Annotated in this window: 12 protein-coding genes; 1 reads left to right on the forward strand and 11 read right to left on the reverse strand. The window is 60.5% G+C overall.

Going from position 1 to position 15,277, the window contains the following annotated elements:
- Positions 1-191 precede the first annotated feature (191 nt).
- The 10 genes from istB to AT984_RS14980 all read right to left on the reverse strand — a co-directional run bounded on the left by istB (position 192) and on the right by AT984_RS14980 (position 12,208).
- Positions 192-929 carry an IS21-like element helper ATPase IstB gene (gene istB / locus AT984_RS14935; RefSeq protein WP_058718811.1) on the reverse strand — a complete coding sequence of 246 codons (738 nt, stop codon included), beginning with the start codon at positions 927-929 and terminating at the stop codon, positions 192-194.
- A 23-nt stretch (positions 930-952) separates the two neighbouring features.
- The gene (gene istA, locus AT984_RS14940; RefSeq protein WP_058718810.1) at positions 953-2,503 is read right to left on the reverse strand and encodes an IS21 family transposase; all 1,551 of its coding nucleotides are present in this window, start codon (positions 2,501-2,503) and stop codon (positions 953-955) included.
- A 195-nt stretch (positions 2,504-2,698) separates the two neighbouring features.
- Entirely contained in the window at positions 2,699-3,820 is a 1,122-nt protein-coding gene (gene aroB / locus AT984_RS23635) for a 3-dehydroquinate synthase (protein WP_058720775.1), read from the reverse strand.
- A gap of 48 nt (positions 3,821-3,868) precedes the next feature.
- Positions 3,869-4,459 (reverse strand): shikimate kinase, encoded by a 591-nt coding sequence (locus tag AT984_RS23640; RefSeq protein WP_058720776.1) that lies wholly within the window; start codon positions 4,457-4,459, stop codon positions 3,869-3,871.
- Between the two features lie 18 nt (positions 4,460-4,477).
- Complete coding sequence (locus AT984_RS14955; protein ID WP_156422049.1) at positions 4,478-6,934, reverse strand: Ig-like domain-containing protein; 2,457 nt, start codon at positions 6,932-6,934, stop codon at positions 4,478-4,480.
- A 111-nt stretch (positions 6,935-7,045) separates the two neighbouring features.
- Entirely contained in the window at positions 7,046-9,232 is a 2,187-nt protein-coding gene (pilQ, locus tag AT984_RS14960; RefSeq protein WP_082680050.1) for a type IV pilus secretin PilQ, read from the reverse strand.
- Positions 9,229-9,744: a pilus assembly protein PilP gene (locus AT984_RS14965; RefSeq protein WP_058722352.1), complete on the reverse strand. Its 516-nt coding sequence runs from the start codon at positions 9,742-9,744 to the stop codon at positions 9,229-9,231. Before AT984_RS14965 ends, pilQ begins: the two co-directional genes overlap by 4 nt.
- Positions 9,745-9,767: 23 nt before the next feature.
- A complete protein-coding gene (locus AT984_RS14970) occupies positions 9,768-10,466 on the reverse strand; it encodes a type 4a pilus biogenesis protein PilO (RefSeq protein ID WP_058720779.1) in 699 nt (232 codons plus the stop codon).
- Positions 10,467-10,487: 21 nt separating this feature from the next.
- The gene (locus AT984_RS14975) at positions 10,488-11,132 is read right to left on the reverse strand and encodes a PilN domain-containing protein (protein ID WP_058720780.1); all 645 of its coding nucleotides are present in this window, start codon (positions 11,130-11,132) and stop codon (positions 10,488-10,490) included.
- Positions 11,129-12,208, reverse strand: a complete 1,080-nt coding sequence (locus AT984_RS14980; RefSeq protein ID WP_058720781.1) for a pilus assembly protein PilM — start codon at positions 12,206-12,208, stop codon at positions 11,129-11,131. Before AT984_RS14980 ends, AT984_RS14975 begins: the two co-directional genes overlap by 4 nt.
- Positions 12,209-12,504: 296 nt before the next feature.
- On the opposite strand from AT984_RS14980, the gene AT984_RS14985 reads away from it, so the two are divergent.
- On the forward strand, positions 12,505-14,889 hold the full coding sequence (locus tag AT984_RS14985; RefSeq protein ID WP_058720782.1) for a penicillin-binding protein 1A: 2,385 nt from the start codon (positions 12,505-12,507) through the stop codon (positions 14,887-14,889).
- Here the strand turns inward: AT984_RS14985 and cyaY are convergent.
- Positions 14,875-15,261 (reverse strand): iron donor protein CyaY, encoded by a 387-nt coding sequence (cyaY, locus tag AT984_RS14990; protein WP_058720783.1) that lies wholly within the window; start codon positions 15,259-15,261, stop codon positions 14,875-14,877. The genes AT984_RS14985 and cyaY overlap by 15 nt on opposite strands.
- Between the last annotated feature and the right edge of the window lie 16 nt (positions 15,262-15,277).

The following is a 15,277-nucleotide window of genomic DNA, read 5'->3' on the forward strand; positions in this document are numbered from 1 at the left end:
GCTGTCTGCCTGGCCAGCCTGCGGATTTCAGCGATCCCGGACAGTCATTTCAGCGTGATGGCGGACAGCGTTTCAAACTGATCGCGGACAGTTTGGGTGCGCGCAAGTGCCTGGGTTGATGGTAGCTCAGGTGTCCGCGATCAGCCTGAATTGGGCTGGCCCGGACGGTTCTGCGGTGGTTGGTTTGGTGCTCATACCGAGTCCTGTTTCTTGCGCAGCGACTCGCCCTTGAGCGCGATCTTTTGTGCCGAATGGACGATCCGGTCCAAGATGGCATCGGCCAATGTCGGGTCATCCAACCATTGGTGCCAGTTTGAGACGGGTAGCTGACTGGTGATGAGCGTCGAGCGGCTGCCGACCCGGTCGTCGAGCAACTCCAGCAGGTCGTTACGGTCGGCCGCCGTGACCGGTGCAATCGCAAAGTCATCGATGACCAGCAGGTCAATGCGCGCCAGTTGTGCCAGGCGCCGGCCGAAGGAGCCGTCGCCGTGGGCCACCCGCAGCTCTTCCAGCAGCCTCGGCGCCCGCGTGTACAACACCGCGAATCCCTGGCGTGCCGCCTGCTGGGCCAGCGCGCATGCGAGCCAGGTCTTGCCGCAACCCGTGGCCCCGGTGAGCAACACGTTGTGGCCGTGGCGCAGCCAGTCGCAGCCCGCCAGTTGGGTGATGAGGCTGCGATCCAGCCCGCGCGAGCCTCGCCAGTTGATGTCCTCGATGCAGGCGCTGCTGACCTTGAGCTTGGCCGCCTTGAGCAGCCGGGCCAGGCGTTTGCCGTCGCGCCAATCGACCTCGCGTTGCACCAGCATGGCCAGCCGCTCCTCGAAGGACAGCTCGGCCGCTGCCGTGCGGGTGGCGCCATCGGTAAGCGCCTGCACCATGCCGTCTAGGCGCAGGCTGCGCAGTTGATCCAGGGTGTGTTCGTTGAGCAAGAGCTTCTCCTTCTTCAGTGGGGTCAGTGGTAGTAATCGGGGCCGCGCACGTTGTCATGCAGCGGGAGTGCGGCCTGCGTGGCTTGGGCCGGCGCGGCTTGCCGGTCCAAGCCGGTGGCCAGGATCGACTTGACGCTTTGGTAGGTCGGCGAGCGAATCGACATGGCGCGAACGCAGGCCGCTTCCAGCCGCTCGTGGCCGAACTGGCGCGCCAGGCTTTGCAGGCCGAGGCAGGAGCGGTAGCCTTGCTCGGGGTGCGGCCGGTGTTCCATCTGCCAGCGCACCACGGCGGCTGTGGCCACGCCGATGTGCTCACCCCAAGCGATGAGCTTGGCTGGGGTCCACTCTCGGTGCGCCCGGTGGGAGGCCGGCATGTGCTCGGGCGCCGTCGTGTGCGCCCCGCGCCGGACGCTGTAGGCGTGCACGGCCACGCGTTGCTGGCCCGCCAGAATCTCCACCGTGGTCGAAGTGATGCGCAACTCGACCTGCTCGCGCACCAGCCGGTGCGGCACGCTGTAGTAATGGCCATCGAGTTCAACGTGATAGTCAATATTGACCCGGGCGCGCTTGAAGCGGGCGATGGGCATGCGCGCTGCCGGCAGGGGTTTGAGCAGCGGCCGATCCAAGGCCGCGAAGGCGCTGGCCCGACAGCCGGGTAGCTTCTTGAACGGCCGAGCGTTCAGGTCCACCAGCAACTCCCGGACAGCGGCGTTGAGCTCAGCCAGGGTGAAGAAGCGCCGGTGCCGCAGCCGCGCCAGAATCCAACGCTCGACGATTTGCACGCCGACCTCCACCTTGGGCTTGTCGCGGGGATGAGCAGGACGCGCGGGCAGCATCGCCACGTCGTAGTGGTCGCAGAACTCTTCGACCAGACGGCTAGGCGTGGCCTCGTAGCGGTCGGGCCGGGCGATCAGGGCGCGCGCCTGATCCGGCACGATCAGCCGGGGCACGCCACCCATGAACTCCAGCGCATCCATGATGGCGCCGACCCAGTCGGCTGCTGTCTGTGTCGGCGTGGCGCAGGCGAAGGTGTAGTTCGAGGCGCCGAGGACGGCCACGAAGATCTGCGCTTGCCGGATCTCGCCGGTGGCAGCGTCCACCAAGGGCACAGTCTGGCCGGCGTAGTCAATGAACAGGCGCTCGCCGGCCGGGTGGACCTGGCGCATCGAGCGCTTGAGGCCGGTGACCCAGGCGCGGTACTTCACGCAGAAGCTGGTGTACTTGTAGGCTTGCGAGCCGGCGTCGGTCAGACCGCGCTGGTACTCCTCCCAGAGCAATTGCAAGGTGACGCCGGGGCGCTTGAGTTCCTGGTGGACGAGGGCGAAGTCGGGCTCAAGCTGGGTGCTGGACCGAGGCACAGCGGGGCCGTACAAGCGAGCCTCCAAGGCGGCATCGTCCAGCGTCTGGGCGGCGGCCCAGTCCACACCGGCGGCGCGGGCCTTCATAACGACGCTATTGACGGTCGACTTGGCGATGCCAAGCACGCGCGAACACTCGCGCATGCTCAGGCCAGATTCAAGGTGAAGTCGAAGGGTTTGTCGAAGTTGGCGCATGTGAATCCTGGGAGTGGGCATGACGGACCGAAAAATCGGTCAGCATGCCTACGGCTCAGGTCACTTGCGCGCGCCAGGGGTGTCCGGGATCAGTTTGAAACGCTGTCCGCGATCAGCCTGAAATGGTGTCCGCCTTCGTCTGAAACGCTGTCCGCGTTCCGCTGAAATGGGTGGCCGGGATGGGCTGAAATACGCAGCCAGCCTATTCGCACACGCTCAGGCGCAATGGCTGCGGATGACTTCAGCCACCACGGCATCAGGCGCCGCACGCATCACCGCACTGCCCAAGCTGTCGATCAACACAAAGCGGATCTCGCCGCCTTCCGCCTTTTTATCGACACGCATCAAATCGAGGTAGCGTTCAACACCTAAGTCCGGCGCAACCACCGGCAAACCTGCGCGCTCGATCAGCCGGCGCATGCGCGGCAGAAACTCAGCAGGCATCAAACCCAGGCGCACCGACAGATCTGAAGCCATGACCATGCCGCAGCCCACCGCCTCGCCGTGCAACCAGGCGCCATAACCCATGCCAGTTTCGATGGCGTGGCCGAAGGTGTGGCCGAAATTCAGAATCGCGCGCAAGCCCTGCTCGCGCTCGTCTTGCCCCACCACCCAGGCCTTGATTTCGCAGCAGCGCTTCACGGCATAGGCCAGTGCCGCCTTGTCACGCGCCAGCAAGGCCTCGATGTTGTCTTCGATCCATTGCAAGAAGGCCGCGTCAGCAATCGGGCCGTATTTGATGACCTCGGCCAAGCCGGCAGAAAGCTCACGCTGCGGCAAGCTGTCCAGGCTATCGAGGTCGGCAATGACGCGCTGAGGCTGGTAGAACGCGCCGATCATGTTCTTGCCCAGCGGATGATTGATAGCGGTCTTGCCGCCCACCGAGGAATCCACCTGGGCCAGCAAGGTGGTGGGCACCTGCACAAATGGCACGCCGCGCATATAGACCGCCGCAGCAAAGCCGGTCATATCGCCGATCACGCCGCCGCCCAAGGCGAACAGCACGGTTTTGCGGTCGCAAGCTTTGGCCAAGAGGCAATCAAAAATGTGGTTCAGCGAGTCCCATGTCTTGAAGGCCTCGCCGTCCGGCAAGATGACTTTTTCCACCCGCGCGTAGTGGCGCAACAAGCGCGCTTCTAGCTTCGGAAGAAAGAGCGGGGCCACCGTCTCGTTGCTGACGATCACGGCTGTCGTCGCGCGTGGCAAGTCTTGCCAACTGCTTTCGCTGGCCAACAAGCCAGGGCCGATCAGGATGTCGTAGGCTTCATGCGCCAGTTGGATGCCAACACATTGCGTGGGAGGATTGATGAGGCTTGCGTGTGGGTTTGCGACAGTCATGCCCCAAGTGTACGGGGCTGACGATGCAGCGATGAGCTGCCGGCCGCTTCAGCCGCGCTCAGCTTCGTTGAGCTGCACCAAGCTGCGCTCGGCCCCGACTGTGGCAGCCACCCGACTCGGGTCCACGACACCGGCCAACTCCAGCTGCATCAAGGCCATATTGACCAAGCCGTTAACGGTGGGGCGCCCGGTCTCCAGCACGAAGTGGGCGCAGCGCCGATACAGCGGGTTGCGCGCCGCATAGAGCTCGCGCAGCTTTTGCAGCGGGTCGCGAACCTGCAGCAGCGGGCGCTGGGTGTCATGCCGCAAACGCCGAAACAACTCCTCCGGCGTGGAACGCAGATAAAGCACGGTTGAATGCTTGTGCAGCAGATCGCGATTCGCTTCACGCAGCACCGCACCACCGCCAGTCGCCAAAACAAACTCGTCTGTGCGAGCAAGCAAAGCGGCAATCACCTCGTCCTCGATATCCCGAAAAGGCGCCTCGCCCTCGCGATCAAAAAAGGCGCGAATCGTCTCGCCCAAGCGGGCTTCGATTTCGGTATCGGAATCGACAAATGGCACGCCAAGCTGGCGCGCCATTTGTCGCCCGACAGTGGATTTACCACTGCCGGGCATGCCGACGAGGGAGATGATCAAGCCAGCGTTTCCAGCAATTTATGGATTGACCGTGCAACCTGCTTGCACAACTGCCAAAGGATCAGTCGAACCAGGATACCCAGTTATTGTTGTTCCATATGGGCTAGTGACAAACGCAGGAGTCGCTTCGCTCTTGATTGCATCCAAAAGAGTTGGCAGCCAACGTTCTTCATATCGGCCATACCAAGCTGGAGGACTCAAAACACCTGGCGCACTAACCTTCAGCATGTACCGCACCCAAGATGCCGCACTCTTCGGGTACTCAATTCGCAAAGTCGCGAGGCCGTTTGCATCGGTCGTCGTGGAGCCCACCATACTGACCGACACGTCCGATTTGCGGGGATCCAATTGGCCATTGCCATTGGCATCTTCGGGGTCATTGCCAAAGACCTCCATGGTTCCGTTCCGGGTACCGTCAGGCTCCAGGCGATCTTCATTACGGCAGCGCAAAAACAACGCGGTGCCCCTGATGTCTGTCGGGATGTACCACTTCTTATTTGAAGCATCCCATGAGTACTGCCCCTTGGCGTAACCCAGCAAATCAATCATTGGCGAGATCTGAACGCCCGACTTTGGGTTGCCCGCCGCATCCACCACCAACACTGTGAACTTGGCCACATACGTCAAACCCGTGCTGCCAATGCCGAGCACATCGTCGCTACCGACGGAGATAGAAATTGGCGACTCAACAACCGTCAAGGAGACGGGATTGATGGCAAAGCCATTCGCACATGGCACAGCATCAGAAGTGCGCCCCAAATCGTCGGTGCGGCCATAGCAAGCGTGAATCTTGACCTGATCGGTAGGACTGGCCCGCTCTCCAGGGATGAAACTCAAGGTAACAACGCCGTTCTTGTCTGACAACAAAGGTGCGTCGTTCTCGCTCACGCTGAGTCGGCCATCCGTCGAACTATTGTTCGGGCCGAGACCCACATGGACTCGCACGTTTTCGATCGGGGCATTCTTTTCGCCACGGAACAAGAGGCGGATTTCAGCCCGATTGGTATCGCTTCCAGCTTGATTGACCTTGACCACAATGGGATCCATGGTCATGGTCGCTGACAAGATTTTGGTAGTAGCGGGCAAAGGACCAGGCACTGATGCAACGTTGACAAAGGACTCCACAGGCGTATCGCCGGCACCACCCACAGCCTTGATGGACATGCGGCCCGAGCCTTCTGCGGTGTAGTTGTAGGTCCAGCGACCTTGCGCGGAAGTCGTTCCACGGCCGCTTGCCGAACCTGGGCCGCTCACCACAATCGACACATCTGGGATGGGGCTACCGTTGACATCGACCAGCGAGTAATCCACAGAACCCTTCTCACCCACCAATCGGTTCGGTTGGTTAACAGTTGCAACCAACTTGGCCCCCGTCACCGAAAGCGCGCGCACGACTTTCAATACGCCAGTTGCCCCAACGCTTTGCGCGGACACCAGGATGGTTCTTACCGTTCGGTTAGCACCGATTTCAACCGTGCCCTTGGCCTCGCCACGGGCATCCGTCTTGGTATTGACTGGAATGAATACACCGTCGTTATCAACCGTAAAAGTTACGTCAATACCGGCCAAGGCATTCCGATTGGCATCCACTGCCTTGGCGACAACATCGACAGATTCGCTACCCGAATCTGTGATGCTGGCCTTACTGAGGATCAGAGTCAGGTCGTTGGCAATCAACACAGTTCCTGCAGGCGGATCAACGACGTCCACCGTGATGGTGCGAGATACCGTGCCACTTGTCGCCTTGACCGCAATAGTTCGTTTGGTCTTGTTGTTCTGCAGGCTGAGTCGGCGCGTCAGTTGCCCGGTGGTGGCATCCGTATTCGTCTTGCCAGGGTCCAACACAACGGCATCACCTACGTCTACCACCTGCATGCTCACGAGAGCACCGCCGATGGCGGAGCGGGAAGCATCCAGCGAGGTGACTGTGATGCTGGCCATCTCGAGGCCGGTGTTGGCAATCGTCTGCTTATCGACGACGACAGAAAGATCCGCCACAGCGCTGCCGGTGACACTGTCCACGACGTTAAAACTAACCGTCTTCTTGATGGACCCGCTGGTCGCCGTCACCTTGACGGTTCGGCTGGTCTTATCCACCAAAGACACCACGGCAGTCAGCGTACCGTCTTTGACATCGGTCACCTTGGCCGAAGGAGTAACCACCGCACCTGCGTCAACTTCCACGTTCACAGGTATGGCAGAGCCGATCAACGCGACATTGCCAGCCGCCAGGGCTGTGATCTTAAAGGTCACAACTTCGGCCCCGGAGTTCGGAATTGCCGTCTTGTCGGCAACGAGGGCCATATCAGCCAATGCTGCTGGCGTACCGGTACCGCCGGGCGTACCCGTCCCGCCACCCAGTACCGGATCCCCTGCTGACCCGCCACCACCACAGGCGGCGAGCAAGCCGCTCAATAACACCGCCCCGGCACATTGGCCTAGACGACGTCCTAATAATTTCTCAATCTTCATCATGATTCGCAAATCTCCTGCCAAGCCAGCCTGTTCGTTCACAGGCTGCACCCTCATTGTTGCCTCGCCCGCACAGCCGCATTGCAGCAGAGTGCCGGCACTTCAATCTCTCAATTAGCGCACCGTAGCGCGTTCACTCACGACCTTCGGTGTCAGGAAGATCAGCAACTCAGTCTTGGATGAGGTGCGCGACTTGCTCTTGAACAAGTTACCCAAATAAGGAACGTCACCCAGCAGGGGCACCTTCTGCACGGACTCGCCTTCGTCTTGCGTGAAGATGCCGCCGATCACCACGGTGCCGCCGTTCTCAACCAAGACCTGTGTTTTCACATGCTTGTTGTTGATGGCATAGCCTTGCGGGGTCAAGGTGCCGCGGCTGTCTTTGTTGACGTCCACATCCAGAATGACGCTGCCTTCGGGCGTGATCTGCGGTGTCACTTCCAGCTTCAGCACAGCCTTCTTGAACTGGATGGAGGTGGCGCCGCTGGAGGTGGCCACTTGGTAGGGCAGTTCTTCACCCTGCTCAATCAAAGCCTTGACCTGGTCAGCCGTGATGACGCGCGGGCTGGACACGATCTTGCCCTTGCCATCAGCTTCCAATGCCGAGATTTCCAGGTTCAGGAAACGGTTGGCCGTGGCGCTGAACAAGGACAGGGCGAAGGTCGCCGCACTGGCTGCGGCGCCAAAGCTGTCCGAAGTCACATTGGCCGGCAAGTTGACGAACTGGGTGTTGGCGTAGTCGTTGACGTTGTTCTGCTGGGTTTGATAGCCCACACCGGTGTAGTTGCCGCCGGTCGTCACATAGTTAGCGCCGCCCAAGTTGTAGCCAGGAATGCCACCTTGGCGGCCGCGCAGATCATTCGCACCCAGCTTCACGCCGAGTGAGCGACCGAACTTGTCATCCGCTTCCACGATGCGCGCTTCGATCAAGACCTGACGAACCGGGATATCGATCTTGGCGATCATGGCCAAGATCTCTTCCAACTTGCTCGGTATGTCGGTGACAAAGAGCTGGTTGGTGCGGGTCTCGAAAATCACGCTTCCGCGAGGCGACAACAAGCGCGAAGAATTGCTCGCGCCACCACCGCTACCCGCGCTGCTGCCGCCACTGGATTGGCCGCTGATGCCCTTGGCCACTTCTTCGGCCTTGGTGTAGTTCAGCTGGATGGATTGAGTGCGCACAGGCTCCAAGCTAGAGATCTGAGCCTTCGACTCGAGATCCAGCTTTTCCTTGGCGGCCAGTTCGTCCTTGGGCGCAATCCACAGCACATTGCCGGACTTGCGCAGGCCCAGGCCCTTGGCTTGCATGATGATGTCCAAGGCCTGATCCCAAGGCACATCCTTCAAGCGCAGGGTGACATTGCCGGTCACGGTGTCGCTGGTCACCACATTGAAGTTGGTGAAGTCAGCGATCACCTGCAGCAAGGCGCGCACTTCGATGTTCTGGAAGTTCAGCGACAGCTTGTCGCCGGCGTAGCCCGGGCCGGTGGTCAACTTGTTCGGGTCAACCTTCTGCGGGCGCACTTCCAGCACAAACTGGTTGTCGCTTTGGTAGGCGCTGTGCTCCCAATTGCCCTTGGGCTCAACCACCATGCGCACCTTGTCGCCGACCTGGCTGCTGGCAATGAACTGCACCGGGCTGCCGAAGTCACTGACGTCCAGACGGCGGCGCAGGCTCTCGGGCAGGCTGGAGCGCAGGAACTCCACGACCAGATTCTTGCCTTGCTGCTGAATGTCCACCCCGACCTGATTGCTGGGCAGATTGACAATCACGCGGCCGGCACCGTCTTGCCCGCGGCGGAAGTCAATGTCCCGAATCGATTGCGCTTCGGCATTCAGGCTTTGCGAGAAATGCACCGGCTCATCGCTGCTCTTGGCGGCAGGGACGGGTGCCGACTCCAGGGCCAGCACCAGGGCCGAGCCTTGCAACTCCGCACGATAGCTGGAGGCCTGGCGCAGATTCAGCACCACACGCGTGCGCTCACCCGCTTGCGCGACGTTGGCCGAGCGCAGATTGCCTTGATTGATTTCCACCATGGAGCGGCCGATGCCGTTGACCACACCGGGCAGGTCAATCGCAATACGCGGCGGCGTTTGCACCGTGAAGCCCTTGGGCACTTCGGTCAGCGCCTGCGTCAGCTCAATGCGGACGACCTCGACGCCGGCCTGCTGCTGGCTGGTGATGGATTTGATGGCCGTCTGCGCCAAGGCATGTGCCGAGCTCAGCAAGCCTACGGTGACGGCCAATGCCAGATTGCGCCAATGGCTCATCCTCAAACTCTCCTGGAAATTCTTGTTCATCGTCCCTGCTCCTGAAGCTGGAGGGTACTGCTACGTTCTGTCCATTCGCCTGCAGCGTCCTGAACGACTTCTCTCAAGGTGATATCGGTTTCGCTGATCTTCATGACCCGCCCGAAGTTCAAGCCGAGATAGTCGCCACTCTTGACTTGGTAAAGCAGGTTATCCACCCGCAGCAAGGCATATCGATTGTTCTGGCGCGTGATGCTGCCGACCATGGACATGCTGTCCAGGGGGAATGACTCCAGCGGCTCACGCCGACGATTCATTTCTGCCGTCAGCAAAGAGTTCGGCTGGGCCGCCTCTTGTTTGATGGCCACACTGAGTTTTTGCGGACTGAAGGGTTCTACGCCAGAGCTCGCCTCATAGGGCTGCGGCAAAAACTTCTTGGGCGGAACCAGGGGGGTGATGGTCGCTTTGGCGTTGTCACGCTCTTGCTTCATCCATTGCCCCAACTCATCCATATCGGCGGCACAGCCCGCCAGCAGCAAGGCGCTGAAGGCGAGCAGAGTCAAGCCTGTGACTGGTTTGGCGCGGCTCACTTTTTAGCTCCCGCAGCAGCCTTGGCTGCATTCTTCTTTTGTTCGGCCACTTCCAGGGCGTCCAGATAGCGATAGGTTCGTGCGGTCGCTTCCATGCTCAGGTTATTGCTTGATGCATCCTTGCCCGTGGGCGCCAACACCACCAGATTGTGCAGGGTGACGATGCGCGAGAGGTTGGAAACATCGGCAGCAAACGAGCCGATATCGTGGTACCGACCCGAGACGCGCAAGGCGATAGGCAACTCAGCGTAATAGTCCTTGACCACCACTTGGCCGGGCCGGAACAGTTCAAACTGCAGGCCGCGGCCGAGGCCCGCCTGGTTGATGTCAGACAACAGCGCATCCATCTCGGCCTTGCCGGGAAGCTGCTTTTCCAACTGTGTCACATACTCTTCGACCTGGCTTTTTTGCTTGCGCAACTCCGGCAGATTGACCGCCTGCGCGAGCTTGCCCCGGTAGTCGGATTTCAGAATTGGCTCGCGGTCCCGCTCGGCATCCAGGCCGGCCTGCACATCCGCAAGCATGAACACCCAGCCCAACACACACACCAGCAAAACGACCGCCAGGAATGAGGCCAACTTGGGCATCAAAGGCCATTGGCCGGGCTCATTGGGGTTGAGGCCACGGAACTGATCCGCAATGCCCTCAAACGCGGCACTGGGATCGAACTTCAAATTGATTGACTTAGCTGCCATGATGATCTTGGCCTGCTCGGCTTAGAGTTTCTGGGCCGCCGGTGCACTGGCACCGCGGGCCGGGCCACTGAGGCCATCCTTGCCATCTTTGGCTTGCGCATCGCGGGCCGGCTCTTTGATCGAAATCTTCATGGAGAAATCGAACAAGCGCTTTTGGTCACGGCTGCTGGTGCTTAGATTCGCCACCTTGACTTCCACCAACTCAGGCCGCTCCAGCCATTCGGAATGACGGGAGGTATTGCGCAAGAACTCGGACACCCGCTCATTGGTCTGGGCGATGCCGGTAACCGTCACCACCTTGTCGGCCTGCCGGATGCCGGTCAGGTAAACGCCTTCAGGCGTGTGCTGAGCCAACTCATTGAGCAGTTGCACGGGGGTGTTGCGGTCGGTTTGCAAATCTTCCACCGCACGCTGGCGCGACTTCAGCGCTTCAATTTCCGAGCGCAAATTGGCGATGTCCTTGATTTGCTCGTCAAGCCGGGCAATTTCGGTGCTCAGGTATTGATTGCGACCTTGTTGCTCGGAGGTCAGGTACTGCAGCAACAAATAGGTCGCTGTCAGCAAGCCAACGCCGACCAAGGCCGCAAGGCCCAGACCGGCAAAAAAAGCATTCTTGCGCCGCTTGCGCTTTTCTTCGCGATAGGGAAGAAGGTTAATCAGAATCACTGGAAAAACCTCCGCATCGCCAAGCCACACGCCGTCAGATAAGCCGGCGCCTCACGCTGCAGTTTGGACTCGCGCACCGACGAACCCAGGGCCATGTTTTCAAACGGGTTGACCACCATGCAGGCAAACCCGGTCAATTCGGTCACCCGCTCCTTCAGGCCCGGCAATGTGGCGGTACCACCGGCCAACATCACGTAGTGAACCTTGTGATGGGGCGTACTTGTAAAAAAGTATTGCAAAGCGCGACCAATTTCTTGCGACAGGCTATCGACAAAGGGATTCAAAACCACGGTCACAAAATCATCGGGCAGGTCATTGGCGAGTTTCTTTTGTTCCGCCTCTTCAAATGAAAACCCGTATTGACGAGATATCAATTGCGTCAATTGAGAACCACCGAAAGCCTGGTCGCGGTCGTAAAGCATCTCTTCATCACGCAGCACCTTGAGGCTGGTGGTGTCGGCGCCAATCTCGAACAAGGCCACCAAAGCGTCCTTGCCGGCACCCGGCAAATTGGCGATCAAGCGGCCCATGGCCATGCGCGAGGCGTGCGATTCGATGTCCAGAATCACAGGGCGCAAACCCGCTGCTTCGGCCAAGCCTTGGCGGTCCTGCACGCGGTCTTTACGCGAGGCGGCAATAAGTACCTCGACATCACCGACCGAGGTCGGGCTGGGCCCGATGACGCAAAAATCAAGGCTCACCTCATCGAGGGAGAAGGGAATGTACTGGTTAGCCTCGGCTTCGACCTGGATTTCCAACTCTTCATCGCGCAAGCCCGCGGGCAGCATGATTTTCTTGGTGATCACGGCCGATTGGGGCATGGCCAGAACGGCGTCGCGGGTTTTGCAACCGCTGCGCGCCACGACGCGGCGCACCGCATCGGCCACCTCGTCGAATTTCTCGATCTGGCCGTCGGTGATCCAGCCCTTCTCGAAGGGCTCGGTCGCCAAACGCTCTAGCACCATATCGCCGTTGGCAGCCTGGCTCAATTCCACCAACTTGACACTGCTTGAACTGATGTCCAAGCCTATCACCGGCGGATTTTTACGCCTTAAAAGTACGTCAAGTATTCCCACGCCCCGAATCCCCCAGCGCCTTTGGCCCGGACTGTTAATAAGTTACTTGAATGCTAGCAGCAAAGCCCTTGAGTTCCCAAGAAACGCCCTGCATACAAAGTAACACCACGTTGCGAAACATACACGAGCAAGTTCCGCGTTAAAGCCTGAAAAACAGGGCCGAATCCGCCTGACAAGGTCTGTAGGCCGAAATTTTTGGCAATCCCGGGAATGCCTCACGATCAACACGGGTCTTAGTCCCCTACCGATTGGGGCTGGCCGCTGTTTCTATAATCAGCGCACTCATCCGGAGGCCCATGAGCGACACCCAGAAGAAATCCACTCAGAAATCCAACGCTGAGTCCCGTCCCGCCAAGGCTCATCCTGTGGCGTCGTTAATTGGCAAGAGCCTGCTTTGGCTGGGTGGTCTGGCGCTAGCCATGCTGCTGAGCATTGCCTTGTTGGCCGCCCTGGCTTTGGCCATGGCCTACCCGAACCTGCCGGACATCAGCGGCTTGACCGACTACCGGCCCAAACTGCCCATGCGCGTGATGTCGGCCGATGGCCAAGTGCTGGGTGAGTTTGGCGAAGAGCGCCGCAACTACCAGTCCATCAAAGACATCCCCAAGGTCATGCAAGACGCCGTGCTGGCGATTGAAGACGCGCGCTTCTATCAGCATGGCGGGGTTGACTATCTGGGCGTGATCCGCGCGGGACTAGCCAACGTGGGTGAGTCGCGCAGCCAAGGCGCCTCCACCATCACCATGCAGGTGGCACGCAACTTTTACCTGTCGACTGAGAAGACCCTGACACGCAAGATCTATGAGATTTTGCTGGCCCTGAAGATCGAGAACGCACTCAGTAAAGAGAAGATTCTCGAGATCTATATGAACCAGATCTTTCTGGGGCACCGGGCGCACGGCTTTGCCGCCGCCAGCGAGATCTATTTCGGCAAGCCACTGAAAGACGTCTCTATTGCCGAGGCCGCCATGCTGGCCGGCCTGCCCAAGGCCCCTTCGGCCTACAACCCGATCAACAACCCGCGCCGCGCCAATATCCGCCAGCAATACATCATTGAGCGCATGCTGGAGAACGGCTACATCACGGCCGAGCAGCGCGACGCCGCTAAGGCCGAGGTGCTGCGCTACCGCACGGTCAATGAATCGCTGCCGCATGCCGAGTACGTGGCCGAAGCAGCCCGCCAGCTGATCTTCAGCCAATATGGCGAGGACGCCTACACCCGCGGCCTGAACGTCTATCTGACCCTGCGCGCGGACGAACAAACGGCCGCCTACCGGGCCTTGCGCCGCGGCATCATGGATTACGAGCGCCGCCAGGTCTACCGCGGCCCCGAAGCCTATGCAGACCTGCCGGCCGAGCCCAAAGATGTGGACGTACGTGTCGCCGAGGCCCTGGCCGATCACCCCGCCAATGACGAACTGCTGGCGGCCGTGGTGCTGCAGGCCGATCCGAAAAAGGTGGTGGCGGCTCTGCAAAGCGGCGAGCTGGTGAATATCAGTGGCGAAGGCCTGAAGCCAGCCACCTCGGGCTTGGCCGACAAGGGCAATCCCAAGACCCGCATCCGCCGCGGCGCCATCATCCGTGTCATCAAGTCCACCCGGGCCGGCAAGGACGAATGGACCATCACCCAGCTGCCCGAGGTCGAAGGCGCCTTCATCGCGCTGGACCCGCGCAACGGCCGGGTGCGCGCCCTGGTGGGCGGCTTTGATTACGCCAAGAACAAGTTCAACCATGTGACGCAGGCCTGGCGCCAGCCCGGCTCCAGCTTCAAGCCCTTCATCTATTCGGCAGCCCTGGAAAAAGGCTTCACGCCGGCCACCATCGTCAACGACGCACCGCTGTTCTTCGATGCCACCAGCACCGGCAGCCAGCCCTGGGAGCCCAAGAACTACGACGGCACCTTTGAAGGCCAAATGACGATGCGCCGCGCCCTGGCACGATCCAAAAACATGGTGTCGATCCGGGTACTCAATTCCATCGGCGTGCACTACGCCCAGCAATGGGTGACACGCTTCGGCTTTGAGGCCGAGAAGCACCCCGCCTACCTCACCATGGCGCTGGGTGCCGGCTCGGTCACCCCGATGCAGATGGCGCAAGGCTTTGCGGTCTTTGCCAATGGCGGCTTGCGTGTCGCGCCGCAGCTGATCGCCAAGCTGACCGACAACAAGGGCAAGCTCCTGTACGAGGCGCCGCAAGCCGATGTGGGCGAAGAGAACCGCGTCATCGAGGCCCGCAATGCCTTCATGATGAGCAGCCTGCTGCAAGAAGTGACCCGCAGCGGCACGGCCGCCAAGGCGCAAGCCCAGTTGAAACGCCCCGACATTTACGGCAAGACCGGCACCACCAATGATTCGATGGATGCCTGGTTCGCTGGCTACCAGCAAGAAGTCGTGGCCGTGGTGTGGATTGGCTACGACCAACCACGCAAGCTGGGCGACCGCGAAACCGGCGGCGGCTTGTCGCTCCCCGTGTGGATCGAATACATGAACTTTGCCTTGCGCGGCAAGCCAGTGCAGGAAGCCGTGGCGCCGGAAGGCGTGGTCAACGTCGGTGGCGAGTGGTACTACGACGAGTACAGCGGCAACCAGGGTGTGCGCAGCCTGGCCGGTGATGAAAGCAAGCTGCCGGCCGCCGGCACCGAGGAAGAGAAGAAGAGCATCCTCGATCTATTCAAGCGCTGAGAAACTCAGCGCCTTCCCAGCCTGCGCGGAGGCCAGGCTGGACAAGTGGGCGTGGAACTCGCTGCTGGTCTTGGTGTCCAGCCATGCGCCCGCCACAAAGCGGAAGTGATAGCCGCCCGCCTTGGCCGCCAGCCACAATTCCTGCAGCGGGGCCTGGGTGTTGATGATGATCTTGCTGCGATCCGGAAAACTCAGCTCCAGCAGGCCGCCGGAGCGGTGGCTGTCGATATCGATGACATCAGCGTCCAGCCATTGATCGACCTGCGCCTCGATGCGATCCAAGACGGCGCGGGTGCGGGCGGCGTACTCGGCGTCGGTCAAAGGGGTGGCAGCGGGTGCGGCAACTGCAGCGGCAGAATGATCAAGCGACATGGGGGCTAAACTTCCA

The organism is Paucibacter sp. KCTC 42545, from assembly GCF_001477625.1.
In the GTDB taxonomy this organism is placed as follows: Bacteria; Pseudomonadota; Gammaproteobacteria; order Burkholderiales; family Burkholderiaceae_C; genus Paucibacter_A.